This window comes from Streptomyces sp. NPDC006516 (assembly GCF_040611875.1).
Classification (GTDB): Bacteria; Actinomycetota; Actinomycetes; order Streptomycetales; family Streptomycetaceae; genus Streptomyces.
The window spans coordinates 961,629-975,601 of the sequence record NZ_JBEXPD010000001.1 but is presented as its reverse complement, the minus strand read 5'-3'; the positions used below and the strand labels follow the sequence as shown (position 1 = coordinate 975,601).

Genomic DNA, 13,973 nt, shown 5'->3' with positions numbered 1-13,973 from the left:
CCATGTCCGGCGATCTCCTCGCTCTCGGCTCCACCACGTTCACGTCGCGGCTCATCATGGGAACGGGCGGGGCGCCGAGCCTCGACGTGCTGGAGCGCTCCCTGATCGCCTCCGGCACCGAGCTGACGACCGTCGCCATGCGCCGGCTCGACCCCACCGTGCAGGGGTCCGTCCTCTCCGTGCTGGAGCGCCTCTCCATCCGGGTCCTGCCCAACACCGCGGGCTGCTTCACCGCGGGGGAAGCGGTACTCACCGCCCGGCTGGCCAGGGAGGCGCTCGGCACCGACTGGATCAAGCTCGAGGTGGTCGCCGACGAGCGGACCCTGCTGCCCGATCCGATCGAGCTGCTGGACGCTGCGGAGACACTGGCCGACGACGGCTTCACCGTCCTGCCGTACACCAACGACGACCCCGTCCTGGCCCGCAGACTCCAGGACGTGGGGTGCGCGGCGATCATGCCGCTCGGCTCCCCCATCGGCTCGGGCCTCGGCATCCGCAATCCGCACAACTTCCAGCTGATCGTCGAACAGGCCGAGGTCCCGGTGATCCTGGACGCCGGGGCGGGCACCGCGTCGGACGCGGCCCTGGCGATGGAGCTGGGCTGCGCCGCCGTGATGCTCGCCTCGGCGGTGACCCGGGCGCAGGAACCGGAGCTGATGGCCGCGGCGATGCGGCACGCCGTGGAGGGCGGGCGCCTGGCGTACCGGGCGGGGCGCATCCCGCGCCGCCACTTCGCCGAGGCCTCCTCCCCCGTCGGCGGCCGGGCCGTGCTGGATCCGGAGCGCCCCGCCTTCTGAGGATCCCCGCGCGCGGGGGCCCGCCGGTCACGACACGTGCATGCCCCTGTCACGGCTCGGCTCCAGAACGGCTGCCCGGGACCCCTGGCCCATCCGTGGTGTCCGTGGCAGCTCGTAGACTCGCTCCGTGGACACGACCCTCCAGGACCCCCTTGTCGGGCAGCTGCTCGACGGCCGCTATCGCATCGACGCACGCATCGCCGTCGGCGGTATGGCCACGGTCTACCGGGCCGTGGACACCCGCCTGGACCGTGTGCTGGCCCTCAAGGTGATGCACCCGGCGCTCGCGACCGATGCCGCGTTCGTCGAGCGCTTCATCCGTGAGGCCAAGTCCGTCGCCCGGCTCGCCCACCCGAACGTGGTGGGCGTGTTCGACCAGGGCGCCCAGGGCGCGTACGTCTACCTGGCGATGGAGTACGTCGCGGGGTGCACCCTGCGCGACGTGCTGCGCGAGCGGGGCGCTCTGCAGCCCAGGGCCGCGCTGGACATCCTGGAGCCGGTCCTCGCCGCGCTCGGCGCCGCGCACCGGGCGGGCTTCGTCCACCGCGACATGAAACCGGAGAACGTCCTGATAGGGGACGACGGCCGGGTGAAGGTCGCCGACTTCGGCCTCGTACGCGCCGTGGGCACCGCCACGGACACCACCGGCTCGCTCCTGGGGACGGTCTCCTACCTCGCCCCGGAGCAGATCGAGCAGGGCACCGCCGACACCCGCTCCGACGTGTACGCCTGCGGTGTGGTGCTGTACGAGATGCTCACGGGAGGCAAGCCGCACTCCGGTGACACCGCCGCCCAGGTCATCTACCAGCACCTCAACGAGGACGTCCCGCCCCCGTCGCTCGCCGTCCCCGGCCTGGCCGCCGGCCTGGACGAGCTGGTGGCGGCGGCCACCGCGCGCGACCCCGAGGGGCGTCCGCACGACGCGGTGGCCCTCCTCGCGCTGTCCCGCGAGGCGCGCGGCGCGCTCACCGAGGAACAGCTGGACGCGATGCCCCCGCAGGCCCTCGCGGAGACGCGCGACGCCGGCGAGGACCGTACGAGCGTGATCCCCCGGGTGATACCGGCCGGTCAGGGCACCGCCCACCACACCAGCCGCCTGGAGATGCCCCCTGCCGTGGCGCCGGACCAGGGACGCGTCCGGCGTGGGATGCCCTTCGCCGGTGGAGGCCGTCGCGGGGTGTACGCCGCGCTTGTCGCGCTGCTGCTCGTGCTGGGAGCCGGCGCGGGCGTCTGGTACATCAACTCGGGGCAGTTCACCCGGGTCCCCTCCCTCCTGGGCCAGACCCAGAGTGCGGCGGAACAGCGGCTCTCGGACGCCGGGCTGGACCTCAAGGGGGTCCAGCGTGCCTACAGCGACACGATCGAGCGCGGCAAGGTGGTCAGCAGCGATCCCGGCTCGGGCGAGCGGATCCGGAACAACGACGCGGTGAAGCTCGTGATCTCGCGTGGCCCGGAGATCGTGAAGGTGCCCGACGTCGAGGGCCTCTCGCTCGGTGACGCCCGGCGCGACCTGAAGAAGGCGGGGCTGGCGCCCGGGATGGTGACCCGGGAGTTCAGCGAGGAGATCGGCCGGGGTGAGGTGATCCGCACCGACCCGGCCATGGGCACGGAACGGCGCCCCGACTCCGCGGTCGCGCTGGTGGTCAGCAAGGGCAGCCCCGTCGACGTCCCCGACGTCACGGGCCTCGGCGTCGAGGAGGCCGAGGCCGCCCTGGACGAGGCGGGTCTCGAGGCGAAGGTCCTGCCCGAGCGGGTCCACGCCCCCGAGGCCGAGGGCGAGATCGCGCGGCAGACGCCCGGCAGCGGCGCGGAGGCAGCGGAGGGCGACACCGTGGAACTGACGGTCTCCAAGGGGCCGCGCATGCTCGCGGTCCCCGACGTCACGGGCAAGGACGTAGACGAGGCGCGGAGCACACTGGAAGAGGCGGGGTTCGAGGTCAAGGTCGACCGCCCGCTCCTCTCGTTCAGCGACACGGTCGGGAGCCAGTCGGTGGAGGGCGGGGAGAAGGCCGCCGAAGGCTCCACGATCACCATCAGGACCAAGACCCTCTGAGAAGCACCGAGGACTGACAGCACATGCGCAATCCCGTAGGCGGTCACGTGCCCGTGGCCGGCGGACTCGCCAAGGTCGGCCTCGGCTACGCACGCGAGCTGGCCGCCGAGACCGTGCAGGTCTTCGTCGCCAACCCCCGCGGCTGGGCCACTCCGCCCGGGAACCCGGCGCAGGACGAGCTGTTCCGTGCCGAGTGCGCCGCCGAGTCCGTTCCCGCGTACGTCCACGCTCCGTACCTGATCAACTTCGGTTCGCACACGGAGGCCACGGTCGAGCGGTCGGTGCTTTCCCTGCGTCACTCGCTGCGGCGGGCCAGGGAGATCGGCGCCCTGGGTGTGGTGGTGCACACCGGGTCCGCGACCGGCGGGCGCCCGCGTGCCGATGCCCTCGCCCAGGTGCGTACGCACATGCTTCCACTGCTGGACGAGCTGACCCATGACGACGACCCGTTCCTTCTCCTGGAGTCGACCGCCGGCCAGGGCTCGTCGCTCTGTTCACGGACGTGGGACTTCGGCCCGTACTTCGAGGCCCTGGACTCCCACCCCAAGCTGGGGATCTGCCTGGACACCTGCCACATCTACGCGGCGGGGCACGACCTGACCGGTCCCACCGGAATGCGCCAGACCCTGGATCTGCTGGTGGAGACGGTGGGTGAGGGCCGGCTGAAGCTGATCCACGCCAACGACTCCAAGGACGTGGTGGGGGCGCACAAGGACCGGCACGAGAACATCGGCGCGGGTCACATAGGCGCCGAGCCGTTCCGTCAGCTGTTCTCACACCCGGCGACCGAGGGCGTACCGCTGATCATCGAGACGCCCGGCGGCAAGGAAGGTCACGCGGCGGACGTGGCGCGGCTGAAGGACCTCCGGGACGCCCGCTGACCGGCGGGAACGCCCGGGGTGAACCCGGCAAGCGCCTCGTGCGGGGGCGTCAGAGCTCGGGGCCGTCCCCTGGCTCCTCCTGGTAGGAGTAGCGCTGCTCGCTCCACGGGTCGCCGATGTTGTGGTAGCCGCGCTCTTCCCAGAACCCGCGGCGGTCGGCGGTCATGTACTCGATGCCGCGGACCCACTTGGGGCCCTTCCAGGCGTACAGGTGCGGCACCACGAGACGCAACGGAAATCCGTGTTCCGCGGTGAGCAGTTCGCCGTCCTTGTGCGTGGCGAACAGCGTTCGGTCGGATGTGAAGTCCGCCAGCCGCAGATTCGAGCTGAACCCGTATTCCGCCCAGACCATGACGTGGGTGACCTGAGGCGCGGGGGGAGCGAGTTCCACGATCTCGCGGGCCAGGATTCCGCCCCATTCAGCTCCGAGCATGCTGAATTTGGTCACGCAGTGGAGATCCGCCTCGACGGACGAGAAGGGCAGCGCGGAGAATTGCTGATGATTCCAGCAGTGCTTGTCCCCGTCGGCCGTCGCCCCGAAGACCCGGAACTCCCAGCGGTCGGGCTTGAATTTGGGCACGGGCCCGTAATGGGTGACCGGCCAGCCGCGCTGCAGCCGCTGACCCGGCGGAAGCCCGGACTGCTCTGCTGTGCCGCGTTCCCGGCTTTCCGGATGACCCATGCCTCCATGGTGACAGACAGGCAGGGGTGGTCATGACCAGGGGAGAGCGGATTCGGGCAACTCGTACTAAGCGTGCACTTACTGGACGGCTGCGTGGCGCGATGCGAGGATGCGCGCACACGTACCCCGTTCACGGTGGAAGGAGCCTCTGCGATGCAGGGCGACCCCGAGGTCCTCGAGTTCCTGAACGAACAGCTGACCGCCGAATTGACTGCCATCAATCAGTACTTCCTGCACGCGAAGATGCAGGACAACTTCGGCTGGACGAAGCTCGCCAAGTACACCCGGGCCGAGTCGTTCGACGAGATGAAGCACGCGGAGATTCTCACCGACCGGATCCTGTTCCTCGACGGGCTGCCCAACTATCAGCGGCTCTTCCACGTGCGGGTCGGCCAGACGGTCACCGAGATGTTCCAGGCCGACCGCCAGGTCGAGGTGGAGGCGATCGACCGCCTCAAGCGGGGAATCGAGGTCATGCGCGGCAAGGGGGACATCACCTCGGCGAACATCTTCGAGTCCATCCTGGAGGACGAGGAGCACCACATCGACTATCTCGACACCCAGCTGGAACTCGTCGAGAAGCTCGGCGAGCCGCTCTACATCGCCCAGCTGATCGAGCAGCCCGAGAGCTGATCCGGCCGGGGCTGCGTGCGCGGGCCGCGGATGCGGCCGCGAGGGCCCTCAGGCGGCGTCGGAGAGCCTGCCGTCCGGCGCGGCGGCGAAGGTGGCGACGGGCGCACCGGCCGGGGCGCCCGTCGGCGTCGTACGCCCCTCGACGAGGTCACGGCGCGGGCAGTCCCCCCGGCCGAGCAGTGCCTGGATCCTGCGGACGCAGCCGCCGCAGTCGGTACCGGCCTTGCAGGCGGAGGCGATCTGGCGGGGTGTGCACGCTCCGCCGTCCGCATGCTGCTTGACCTGGTCCTCCGTGATGCCGAAGCAGGAGCAGACGTACATGCGGTTCACCTCCCGACGGGTCGATCGCTGCGCCGTCCCGAAGTCTCGGTGAGGCTAACCTAACCTTACCCGGGACCCCTCTCCCGTAAAAGCCCCGGTACGGCCGTGGGGCACGGATCACATGGATCCGTGCCCCACGGGCGTCACACAAGGTGATTCCTACTGATCGCGGTACATCTCGGCGACGAGGAAGGCCAGGTCGAGCGACTGGCTGCGGTTGAGACGCGGGTCGCAGGCCGTCTCGTAGCGCTGGTGCAGGTCGTCCACGAAGATCTCGTGGCCACCGCCGACGCACTCGGTGACATCGTCACCGGTGAGCTCCACGTGGATGCCGCCCGGATGCGTGCCGAGTTCCTTGTGCACCTCGAAGAAGCCCTTGACCTCGTCCAGGACGTCGTCGAAGCGGCGCGTCTTGTGCCCGGAGGCGGCCTCGAAGGTGTTCCCGTGCATCGGGTCGGTCACCCACACCACCGTGGCACCGGAGGCGGTGACCTTCTCGACGAGCTCGGGGAGCTTGTCGCGGACCTTGTCGGCGCCCATGCGGACGATGAAGGTCAGCCGGCCGGGCTCGCGGTCGGGGTCGAGGCGGTCGATGTAGCCGAGCGCCTCGTCGACGGTGGTCGTCGGGCCGAGCTTGATCCCGATGGGGTTGCGGATCTTCGAGGCGAACTCGATGTGCGCGCCGTCCATCTGCCGGGTGCGCTCACCGACCCAGACCATGTGGCCCGAGGTGTCGTAGAGCTGGCCGGTGCGCGAGTCGGTGCGGGTCAGGGACGACTCGTAGTCGAGCAGCAGCGCCTCGTGCGAGGCGTAGAACTCGACCGCCTTGAACTCGGCCGGGTCCGTGCCGCACGCCTTCATGAAGTTCAGCGCGTTGTCGATCTCGCGGGCGAGCGCCTCGTAACGCTGGCCGGAAGGCGAGGACTTCACGAAGTCCTGGTTCCAGGCGTGCACCTGACGCAGGTCGGCGTAACCGCCGGTGGTGAAGGCGCGGACCAGGTTCAGCGTGGAGGCGGACGCGTGGTACATCTGCTTCAGCCGCTGGGGGTCCGGGACACGGGCGGCCTCGGTGAATTCGAAGCCGTTGACGGAGTCGCCGCGGTAGGTCGGCAGCGTCACGCCGTCACGGGTCTCGGTCGGCTTGGAGCGCGGCTTGGAGTACTGCCCCGCGATCCGGCCGATCTTCACGACCGGCACGGAGGCGGCGTAGGTGAGGACGGCGCTCATCTGGAGCAGTGTCTTCAGCTTGGCGCGGATGTGCTCGGCCGACACGGCGTCGAAGGCCTCGGCGCAGTCGCCACCCTGCAGCAGGAACGCCTCGCCCTTGGCGACGGCTCCCAGGCGGGCGCGCAGCTGGTCGCACTCGCCCGCGAAGACGAGCGGCGGATACGACTCGAGGTCCGCGAGGGCTTCGCGCAGGGCCTCGGCATCGGGGTACTCGGGCTGCTGCGCCGCGGGAAGGTCTCGCCAGGTGTGGCCACCGGCGACGGAGGTATTGGCGTTCACGGTCACGCTCCCAACATTACGGGGTCCCGGGGCGCGTCCATCCGGGCGCTCAGCAAATGAGACGCGCGCTCGTTCGTCCACGGCATCCGCTAGGGTTCGTGCCATGTTCGCGCAGACGACCCAGAACTGGTGGTGGACCGCTCATCCGGCGGCCCGCTGATTCATCGCGCGTACAGACTTCGCGAAGGCCGCCCGAGGGGCGGCCTTCTCTGCGTTTCGGAGCCGGGAGCCGTTCCTCCATCAGGAAGGAACGCCCATGCCCGACCGCCCCGCAGATCTCCTGTCCGCCCTGCTCGGGGAGGACGCCCCGCCCTTCGCCCTGCTGCGCAGACGTACGCCCGGACGGGACCACGACACCGTCGAGGTCCTGATCGGCGAGGTGCGGGAGGTGGAGCGGCTCGCGGAGATCCCCGTCGGGCCCCTGCCCTCGCTGGCGCTGGTGCCGTTCCGGCAGATCAGGGAGCGCGGCTTCGACGTACGCGACGACGGCACCCCGCTCTCCGTGCTCGTCGCCACCGAGGCGTACGAGCTGCCGCTGGCCGAGGTGCTCGCCCGGCTGCCCCGCCACGCGGTGCGCGTCGAGGGCGGCTCCTTCGACGTCCCCGACGAGGAGTACGAGGAGATCGTCCGCCGGGTCGTCGAGGACGAGATCGGGCGGGGTGAGGGCGCGAACTTCGTGATCCGCCGGACCTTCGGCGGCGAGATCCCCGGTTTCAGCCGCGCCGACGCCCTGGCCCTGTTCCGCAGGATGCTCGCCGACGAGCGAGGCGCGTACTGGACGTTCGTCGTGCACACGGGAGGCGGCGCCGCTGCCGCGTCCCCGCAGGGGCGGCCGGAGGGCGGCCGGACCCTGGTAGGGGCCAGCCCCGAGGCACATGTGCGGATGAGCGGCGGCACGGTCGTGATGAACCCGATCAGCGGGACCTACCGCTATCCGGAGGAGGGGCCGGGCGTCGAGAGCCTGCTGGCGTTCCTCGGTGACCGCAAGGAGACGGAGGAGCTCTCCATGGTGGTCGACGAGGAACTCAAGATGATGTGCACGGTCGGCGACATGGGCGGCGTGGTGATCGGGCCACGGCTGAAGGAGATGGCGCATCTCGCACACACCGAGTACGAGTTGCGCGGGCGCTCCTCGCTCGATGTGCGCGAGGTCCTGAAGGAGACCATGTTCGCGGCGACGGTCACCGGCTCCCCGGTGCAGAACGCCTGCCGGGTGATCGAGCGGTACGAGCCGGGAGGCCGCGGATACTACGCGGGCGCGCTGGCCCTCCTGCGCCAGGAGCCCGGCGGGGCGCAGACCCTGGACTCGCCGATCCTGATCCGCACCGCGGACATCTCGGCCGACGGCAGGCTGAGCGTGCCGGTGGGGGCGACGCTGGTACGCCGTTCCGATCCTGCGGGCGAGGTCGCCGAGACCCACGCGAAGGCGGCCGGCGTCCTGGCGGCGCTGGGTGTCAGGCGGGGCAGGCCGGAGGCGGAGGCGGGCCGGCCGCGACTGGCGTCCGACCCACGGGTGCAGGCGGCCCTGGACGACCGCCGCGGTGGACTCGCGCCCTTCTGGCTGCGGATGCAGGAGCGCACGCGTGACCTGTCCGGCCACGCTCTGGTGGTGGACGGCGAGGACACCTTCACGGCGATGCTGGCGCATCTGCTGCGCTCCTCGGGGCTCGGGGTCTCGGTGCACCGCTACGACGAGCCCGGACTGCGGGAGAGGGCGCGGGCGCACACGGGGCCGGTGGTCCTGGGTCCCGGCCCGGGAGATCCGGGCGACGTCGCGGACCCGAAGATGCGGCTGCTGAGGGACATGGCGGCCGAGCTCGTGCGGGAGCACCGGCACGGGCTGCTGGGCGTGTGCCTCGGTCACGAGCTGATCGCGGCGGAGCTGGGCCTGGAGATCGTACGGAAGCAGGTGCCGTACCAGGGGACGCAGACCCGGATCGATCTGTTCGGCAGGCCCGAGACCGTCGGCTTCTACAACAGCTTCAGCGCGCACTGCGACGACGCGGCGGCCGCGGAGCTCGGCGCGCACGGCATCGAGGTGAGCCGGGAGCGGACGTCAGGGGAGCTGCACGCCCTGCGGGGCACGGGCTTCGCCTCGGTGCAGTTCCACCCGGAGTCGGTACTGACCCTGCGCGGCTCCACGATCGTGACCGAGCTGCTGGCGGCACTGCCGGTGCCCGGCTGAGGAACCGGCGGTGGGCCGGCCCGGGAGGGCCGGCTGGGTTCGGCCGGCTGGATTCGACCAGGTTGGCATATGCCAATTGACAACTTTGGTTGCCATATATGAGCGCGGTAACTAAAGTTGTCGGCATGACATCGACCGAGGTGACCCACACGGAACTGACCGCACTGGAGAAGTCCCTCTGCGAGGCCCTGGCCCCGCTCGCGACGGCCCTGCGCGCCCGGAACACCGGGCTCCCCGAGGACCGTATGTGGGCCGCGGACCCCGTCGAGGTGTCGTTGTCGGTACTCGAGGGCTGGAAGGTGGTGGACGCGGCGGTCGCGCGGCTGGCAGGACAGGCCGCGCGGACGGCGGGCTCCTACGGGGCGAGTTACGAACAGCTGGGGGCCGCCTGGGGCATAACCCGCCAGGGTGCCCGCAAGAAGTGGCCCGACGCGGTCAGCAGACCGGCGGCGGTGGCCGAGCCGGGCAGGGTCGAGCTGTTCGGAGGTACGGCCGAGCTCTTCCTGGAGCCGGCCTCGGGCGGCTGGCGGTGGACCGGGCGGGGAGCGGACGGTACCCACGGCACGGCCGACGACGCGCTGCACTGCGGCACGAAGGAGGAGGCAGCCGCCTATGCCGGAGCGTTCCTGAAGGACCACACCGGCGACCCGGCCGGCTAGGGGGTGGGGGGCGCCGGGACGAGGAAGTTGTCGCTGCGGCGTCCCGCCAGGTAGTCGGTGACGTTCTGCACGGTGGCCTGGATGATCTGTCCCACGGCGTCCCGCGTGTAGTACGCCTGGTGCGAGGTCACGATGACGTTGGGGAAGGTGACGAGCCGGGCCAGGGTGTCGTCGTCGATGCCCTCCAGCGACTTGTCGACGTAGAAGAGCCCCGCCTCCGCCTCGTACACGTCGAGCCCCACACCGGAGAAGCGGCCGTCCCGGAGCTCGGTGACGAGCGCGCGGGTGTCGATGAGGCCGCCGCGGCTGGAGTTGACCAGAATCGCGTCGTCCTTCATCAGGGCCAGGGCCTCCTCGCCGATGATGTGCTGGGTGGCGGGCAGGAGCGGCACGTGGAGGCTGATCAGATCGGCCTCGGCGAAGAGCTGTTCCTTGTCCACATAGCTCATGCCGAGCGCGGTGCAGGCGGGATTCTCGACCACGTCCCAGCCGAGGAGATTCATGCCGAAGCCATGGGCGATCCGGGTGAACGCCTCGCCGATCTTCCCGGTGCCGACCACACCCGCCGTGCGGCCGTGCATGTCCCGCCCGAGGAGCCCGTCGAGCCGGAAGTCGAAGTCCCGGGTCCTGCTCACCGCGCGGACGATGCGGCGGTTGACGGCCATGGCCAGGGTCCAGGCGAATTCGGCGACCGAATGAGGGGAGTAGTAGGACACGCGGGCGACGCGAAGGGCGAGCCGTGCGGCGACGTCGAGATCGATGTTGTTGAACCCGGTGGAACGCTGCGCGATCATCTGCGTGCCGCCTGCCGCGAGGGTCTGCAGAACGGGTCCGCCGAGGTCCGCGTTGACGCTGGTGGAGATGATCTCGTAGCCCGCGGCGATCGGAGCGGTGTCGGCGGTCAGGAAGACGTCCAGGCACCGGACGTCGTGCAGGCCTGCGAAGGCCTCCTCGATCAGTGGCTTCTCGTCGGCCTGCACACCGAATGCAAGGATTTCCACGACGTCTCCCGGATGGAGGGTGAGGCGGGCGGTCCTCGCGAATATACGGCCCGCACCTCCCACGCGCCGCCCGGCCGGACAGGGGCCGACCGGGCGGGGCGAGCCGGGGGCACTCAGCCGAAGAAGACCTCCGCTTCGGCGTACAGGGCCGGATCGACCGTCTTGAGACGGGCCGTGGCCTCGGCGATCGGCACCCGCACGATGTCCGTGCCCTGCAGGGCGACCATGGCGCCGAAGGCGCCTTCGTGCACCGCGTCGACGGCGTGCAGTCCGAAGCGGGTGGCGAGCCAGCGGTCGAAGGCACTGGGTGTGCCACCCCGCTGGACATGACCGAGGACCGTGGTCCTGGCCTCCTTGCCCGTCCGCCGCTCGATCTCCTTGGCCAGCCATTCACCTACGCCGGAGAGCCGGACATGACCGAACGGGTCGTGGGAGTCGTCCTTGAGGATCACCTCGCCGTGCGCGGGCGCCGCACCCTCGGCGACCACCACGATCGGCGCGTAGCTCGCCCGGAAGCGGGAGGTGACCCACTCGCAGACCTGATCGGTGTCGAAGCGCTGCTCGGGGATGAGGATGACGTTGGCCCCGCCCGCCAGGCCGGAGTGGAGAGCGATCCAGCCGGCGTGGCGGCCCATCACCTCGACGACGAGGACCCGCATGTGGGACTCGGCAGTGGTGTGGAGCCGGTCTATGGCCTCGGTCGCGATGCCGACGGCGGTGTCGAAGCCGAAGGTGTAGTCGGTCGCCGAGAGGTCGTTGTCGATGGTCTTGGGTACGCCGACGCATCTGATGCCGTACTCGTCGGACAGCCTCGCCGCGACGCCGAGCGTGTCCTCGCCGCCGATCGTGATCAGGGAGTCCACCTCGTACGTGGCGAGGCTCTCCCTGATCCGGCGGACCCCCTGCCCGGCGTACTCGGGATCGAAGGGATTGGTCCGGGAGGAGCCGAGGATGGTGCCGCCGCGCGGCAGGATGCCGCGCACCGCGGCCACGGACAGCGGCACGGTCCGCCCTTCGAGGGGACCGCGCCAGCCGTCCCGGAAGCCGGTGAAGTCGTAGCCGTACTCCTGCACGCCCTTGCGGACGATGGCGCGGATGACCGCGTTGAGCCCGGGGCAGTCGCCGCCCCCGGTCAGTACTCCGACCCGCATTGGAAGCATCCCTTCGCCGAAGTGAGCTCGCTACGGGCCACGCTAATGGTGACCCAGGTCACTTCGGGATGGGCGGGACTGTCAATTCCGTTGCGCCGCACGGCTGTTGTCGCCCCGCGCGATGTCGTGTGGCGCGGCCTCCCCCCGCGCGACATCGCACCCCCGGACTCACACGTCGTCGAGGCCGGCTTCGATCGCATAGCGCACCAGCTCCACCCGGTTGTGCAGCTGGAGCTTGCCCAGGGTGTTCTGGACGTGGTTCTGCACCGTGCGGTGGGAGATGACCAGCCGCTCGGCGATCTGCTTGTACGAGAGCCCCTTGGCGACCAGTCTCAGGACCTCCGTCTCACGGTCCGTGAGCTGCGGGACCTTCGGCTGGTCGGGAGCGGCCGGGACCGGGTCGGAGGCGAGCCGGCGGTATTCGCCGAGGACCAGTCCGGCCAGGCCCGGCGTGAAGACCGGGTCGCCCGCCGCCGTCGCGCGCACCGCGTCGGTCAGCTCCTGGGTACTGGCGGACTTGAGCAGATAGCCGGTGGCACCCGACTTCACCGCCTCCAGCACGTCGGCGTGCTCGCCGCTGGCGGAGAGCACCAGCACGCGCAGCGCGGGGTTGGAGCCGACGAGCTCCTTGCACACCTGGACGCCGGGCATGCCCGGCAGATTCAGGTCGAGCACCAGGACGTCCGGGGCCGCCGCCCTGGCCCGGCGCACGGCGCCGGGGCCGTCTCCCGCCGTGGCGACCACGTCGAACCCGGACTCGGTCAGGTCGCGGGCGACGGCGTCGCGCCACATCGGGTGGTCGTCGACCACCATCACCCTGATGGGCCGTTCCTCGGACGCCTGCGTGTTCGGTGTACTCATCGGGCCGATCCTGCCTTCCCCCGTGAAACCTTCGGAATCTTCAACTCGACCTCGGTGCCCTGGCCGGGGACCGAGATCAGCTCTGCCGTGCCGCCCAGATCGCGCAGCCTCCCGCGGATGGAGAGGGCGACTCCGAGCCTGCCCTCCTCCTCCGCCTGGTCGAGCCGCCCCTCCGGAATGCCCGGCCCGTCGTCCCGGACCGTGACGATCACCGCGTCCGGCTCGTCCTCCACCAGGATCCACGCCTGGGCTTCCGGCCCCGCGTGGACCCGCACGTTGTCCAGTGCGGCGCTCACCGCCGCGGCGAGTTCACGCGCCGCCGCGGCCGGGAGCAGCACCGGGGCTCCGGGCTCCGCGAAGACGACCCGGGAACCCGCGTGCACGGCGAGCAGGGAGCGCAGGTCGCACGGGGCCTGCTCGTCCTCGTCGGCGCGTTCCGGTTCCCCGGTGTCCACCGCGCGGACGACCGCGCCCTCGGCGCTGTCCTCGGAGACCCGGGTCGCGGGCACCAGACCGCTGGAGACCAGGGTGCGCAGGGCGACCTCCTGCTCCCCCGCCATCCTGCCGAGCTCCGCCGCCTCGCCGCCCAGGGCCGTACCGCGTCGCTGGACCATGGCCAGGACCTGCAGCACGCTGTCGTGGATGTCCCGGGCCAGCCGCTCCCGCTCCCGGGTGGCGGCCTCGATCTCGAGGGCGCGCGCCAGGGTTCGTTCACTGGCGCGGGCGACCTCGACGACGTACCCGATGGCGATGGACGCGACCCAGACCAGCAGGACGTTGTGGAAGGTGTCCTCGCTGGGCTCACCGCGCTCGATGATGTTGGCGACGGCCACGAGCGTGGAGGCGAAGGCCGCCCAGCGCCAGCCGCCCTTGAGCGCGAAGGCGAGGACGGAGCCCGCGGTCCAGATCGAGGGGAGTGTCGGCCCGTCGACATGCTGCGCGTCGAAGTCCGCCAGGGGTGTCAGCAGGATCCCGATGAGGGCGACGACGAGGTCCAGGCCCAGGAACCGCTTGGTGCAGCTCGCCGCGGTGGCCACCCTGGGCAGCGTGACGAGCGTCCAGAGGGCGAGGAACGCCAGGTAGGCGACGACCACCCAGGGCCGCTCGAACTTCTCGCTGCCGAAGCCCGCGAGCAGTGCCGCGTAGACCAGCGTCAGCACGCGGTACGCGGTCAGCGCCCGCCACAGCGGCTGTTCCACCGACATCCGTACGACCCGTACGCGTCCGGCCATGTCCCCTCCCC

Annotated in this window: 14 protein-coding genes; 7 read left to right on the top strand and 7 right to left on the bottom strand. The window is 70.8% G+C overall.

Translation table 11 applies throughout. The features are described 5' to 3' along the window. Positions 1–2 precede the first annotated feature (2 nt). From ABZY45_RS04305 to ABZY45_RS04295, 3 genes are all read left to right on the top strand, one after another. Positions 3–797, top strand: a complete 795-nt coding sequence (locus tag ABZY45_RS04305; RefSeq protein ID WP_356735927.1) for a thiazole synthase — start codon at positions 3–5, stop codon at positions 795–797. Positions 798–924: 127 nt separating this feature from the next. Next, positions 925–2,850: a Stk1 family PASTA domain-containing Ser/Thr kinase gene (pknB, locus tag ABZY45_RS04300; RefSeq protein ID WP_356735925.1), complete on the top strand. Its 1,926-nt coding sequence runs from the start codon at positions 925–927 to the stop codon at positions 2,848–2,850. Positions 2,851–2,873: 23 nt separating this feature from the next. Continuing rightward, the gene (locus tag ABZY45_RS04295) at positions 2,874–3,731 is read left to right on the top strand and encodes a deoxyribonuclease IV (protein WP_356735923.1); all 858 of its coding nucleotides are present in this window, start codon (positions 2,874–2,876) and stop codon (positions 3,729–3,731) included. Positions 3,732–3,780: 49 nt separating this feature from the next. On the opposite strand, the gene ABZY45_RS04290 is transcribed toward ABZY45_RS04295, so the two are convergent. Further along, positions 3,781–4,413 carry a sulfite oxidase-like oxidoreductase gene (locus ABZY45_RS04290; protein ID WP_356735921.1) on the bottom strand — a complete coding sequence of 211 codons (633 nt, stop codon included), beginning with the start codon at positions 4,411–4,413 and terminating at the stop codon, positions 3,781–3,783. 153 nt (positions 4,414–4,566) lie between these two features. Here ABZY45_RS04290 and bfr point away from each other — a divergent pair, with 153 nt between their 5' ends. Further along, positions 4,567–5,046: a bacterioferritin gene (bfr, locus tag ABZY45_RS04285; RefSeq protein ID WP_007451289.1), complete on the top strand. Its 480-nt coding sequence runs from the start codon at positions 4,567–4,569 to the stop codon at positions 5,044–5,046. Positions 5,047–5,094: 48 nt separating this feature from the next. On the opposite strand, the gene ABZY45_RS04280 is transcribed toward bfr, so the two are convergent. Beyond that, complete coding sequence (locus ABZY45_RS04280; RefSeq protein ID WP_356735919.1) at positions 5,095–5,367, bottom strand: (2Fe-2S)-binding protein; 273 nt, start codon at positions 5,365–5,367, stop codon at positions 5,095–5,097. 159 nt (positions 5,368–5,526) lie between these two features. Continuing rightward, positions 5,527–6,873: a class II 3-deoxy-7-phosphoheptulonate synthase gene (locus ABZY45_RS04275; protein ID WP_356735917.1), complete on the bottom strand. Its 1,347-nt coding sequence runs from the start codon at positions 6,871–6,873 to the stop codon at positions 5,527–5,529. A gap of 103 nt (positions 6,874–6,976) precedes the next feature. On the opposite strand from ABZY45_RS04275, the gene ABZY45_RS04270 reads away from it, so the two are divergent. The 3 genes from ABZY45_RS04270 to ABZY45_RS04260 all read left to right on the top strand — a co-directional run bounded on the left by ABZY45_RS04270 (position 6,977) and on the right by ABZY45_RS04260 (position 9,717). Then, positions 6,977–7,033, top strand: coding sequence for a trp operon leader peptide (locus tag ABZY45_RS04270; protein WP_124277238.1), 57 nt, complete (start codon positions 6,977–6,979; stop codon positions 7,031–7,033). A gap of 96 nt (positions 7,034–7,129) precedes the next feature. Next, a complete protein-coding gene (locus tag ABZY45_RS04265; protein ID WP_356735915.1) occupies positions 7,130–9,058 on the top strand; it encodes an anthranilate synthase family protein in 1,929 nt (642 codons plus the stop codon). Between the two features lie 125 nt (positions 9,059–9,183). Then, entirely contained in the window at positions 9,184–9,717 is a 534-nt protein-coding gene (locus ABZY45_RS04260) for a hypothetical protein (RefSeq protein WP_356735913.1), read from the top strand. On the opposite strand, the gene ABZY45_RS04255 is transcribed toward ABZY45_RS04260, so the two are convergent. The 4 genes from ABZY45_RS04255 to ABZY45_RS04240 form a co-directional block, all read right to left on the bottom strand. Continuing rightward, positions 9,714–10,718, bottom strand: coding sequence for a 2-hydroxyacid dehydrogenase (locus ABZY45_RS04255; RefSeq protein WP_356735911.1), 1,005 nt, complete (start codon positions 10,716–10,718; stop codon positions 9,714–9,716). The genes ABZY45_RS04260 and ABZY45_RS04255 overlap by 4 nt on opposite strands. A 113-nt stretch (positions 10,719–10,831) precedes the next feature. Then, positions 10,832–11,869, bottom strand: coding sequence for a 6-phosphofructokinase (locus tag ABZY45_RS04250; RefSeq protein ID WP_356735909.1), 1,038 nt, complete (start codon positions 11,867–11,869; stop codon positions 10,832–10,834). 168 nt (positions 11,870–12,037) lie between these two features. Beyond that, positions 12,038–12,730, bottom strand: coding sequence for a response regulator transcription factor (locus ABZY45_RS04245; RefSeq protein WP_356735907.1), 693 nt, complete (start codon positions 12,728–12,730; stop codon positions 12,038–12,040). Beyond that, a complete protein-coding gene (locus ABZY45_RS04240; RefSeq protein ID WP_356735905.1) occupies positions 12,727–13,962 on the bottom strand; it encodes a DUF5931 domain-containing protein in 1,236 nt (411 codons plus the stop codon). Before ABZY45_RS04240 ends, ABZY45_RS04245 begins: the two co-directional genes overlap by 4 nt. Positions 13,963–13,973 lie beyond the last annotated feature (11 nt).

Coding starts and splice junctions, on each gene's coding strand:
- ABZY45_RS04245 (WP_356735907.1), bottom strand. CDS start 12,730: ATGAGTACACCGAACACGCAGGCGTCCGAGGAACGGCCCATCAGGGTG.
- ABZY45_RS04240 (WP_356735905.1), bottom strand. CDS start 13,962: ATGGCCGGACGCGTACGGGTCGTACGGATGTCGGTGGAACAGCCGCTG.
- ABZY45_RS04295 (WP_356735923.1), top strand. CDS start 2,874: ATGCGCAATCCCGTAGGCGGTCACGTGCCCGTGGCCGGCGGACTCGCC.
- ABZY45_RS04265 (WP_356735915.1), top strand. CDS start 7,130: ATGCCCGACCGCCCCGCAGATCTCCTGTCCGCCCTGCTCGGGGAGGAC.
- ABZY45_RS04250 (WP_356735909.1), bottom strand. CDS start 11,869: ATGCGGGTCGGAGTACTGACCGGGGGCGGCGACTGCCCCGGGCTCAAC.
- ABZY45_RS04290 (WP_356735921.1), bottom strand. CDS start 4,413: ATGGGTCATCCGGAAAGCCGGGAACGCGGCACAGCAGAGCAGTCCGGG.
- ABZY45_RS04280 (WP_356735919.1), bottom strand. CDS start 5,367: ATGTACGTCTGCTCCTGCTTCGGCATCACGGAGGACCAGGTCAAGCAG.
- ABZY45_RS04305 (WP_356735927.1), top strand. CDS start 3: ATGTCCGGCGATCTCCTCGCTCTCGGCTCCACCACGTTCACGTCGCGG.
- bfr (WP_007451289.1), top strand. CDS start 4,567: ATGCAGGGCGACCCCGAGGTCCTCGAGTTCCTGAACGAACAGCTGACC.
- ABZY45_RS04260 (WP_356735913.1), top strand. CDS start 9,184: ATGACATCGACCGAGGTGACCCACACGGAACTGACCGCACTGGAGAAG.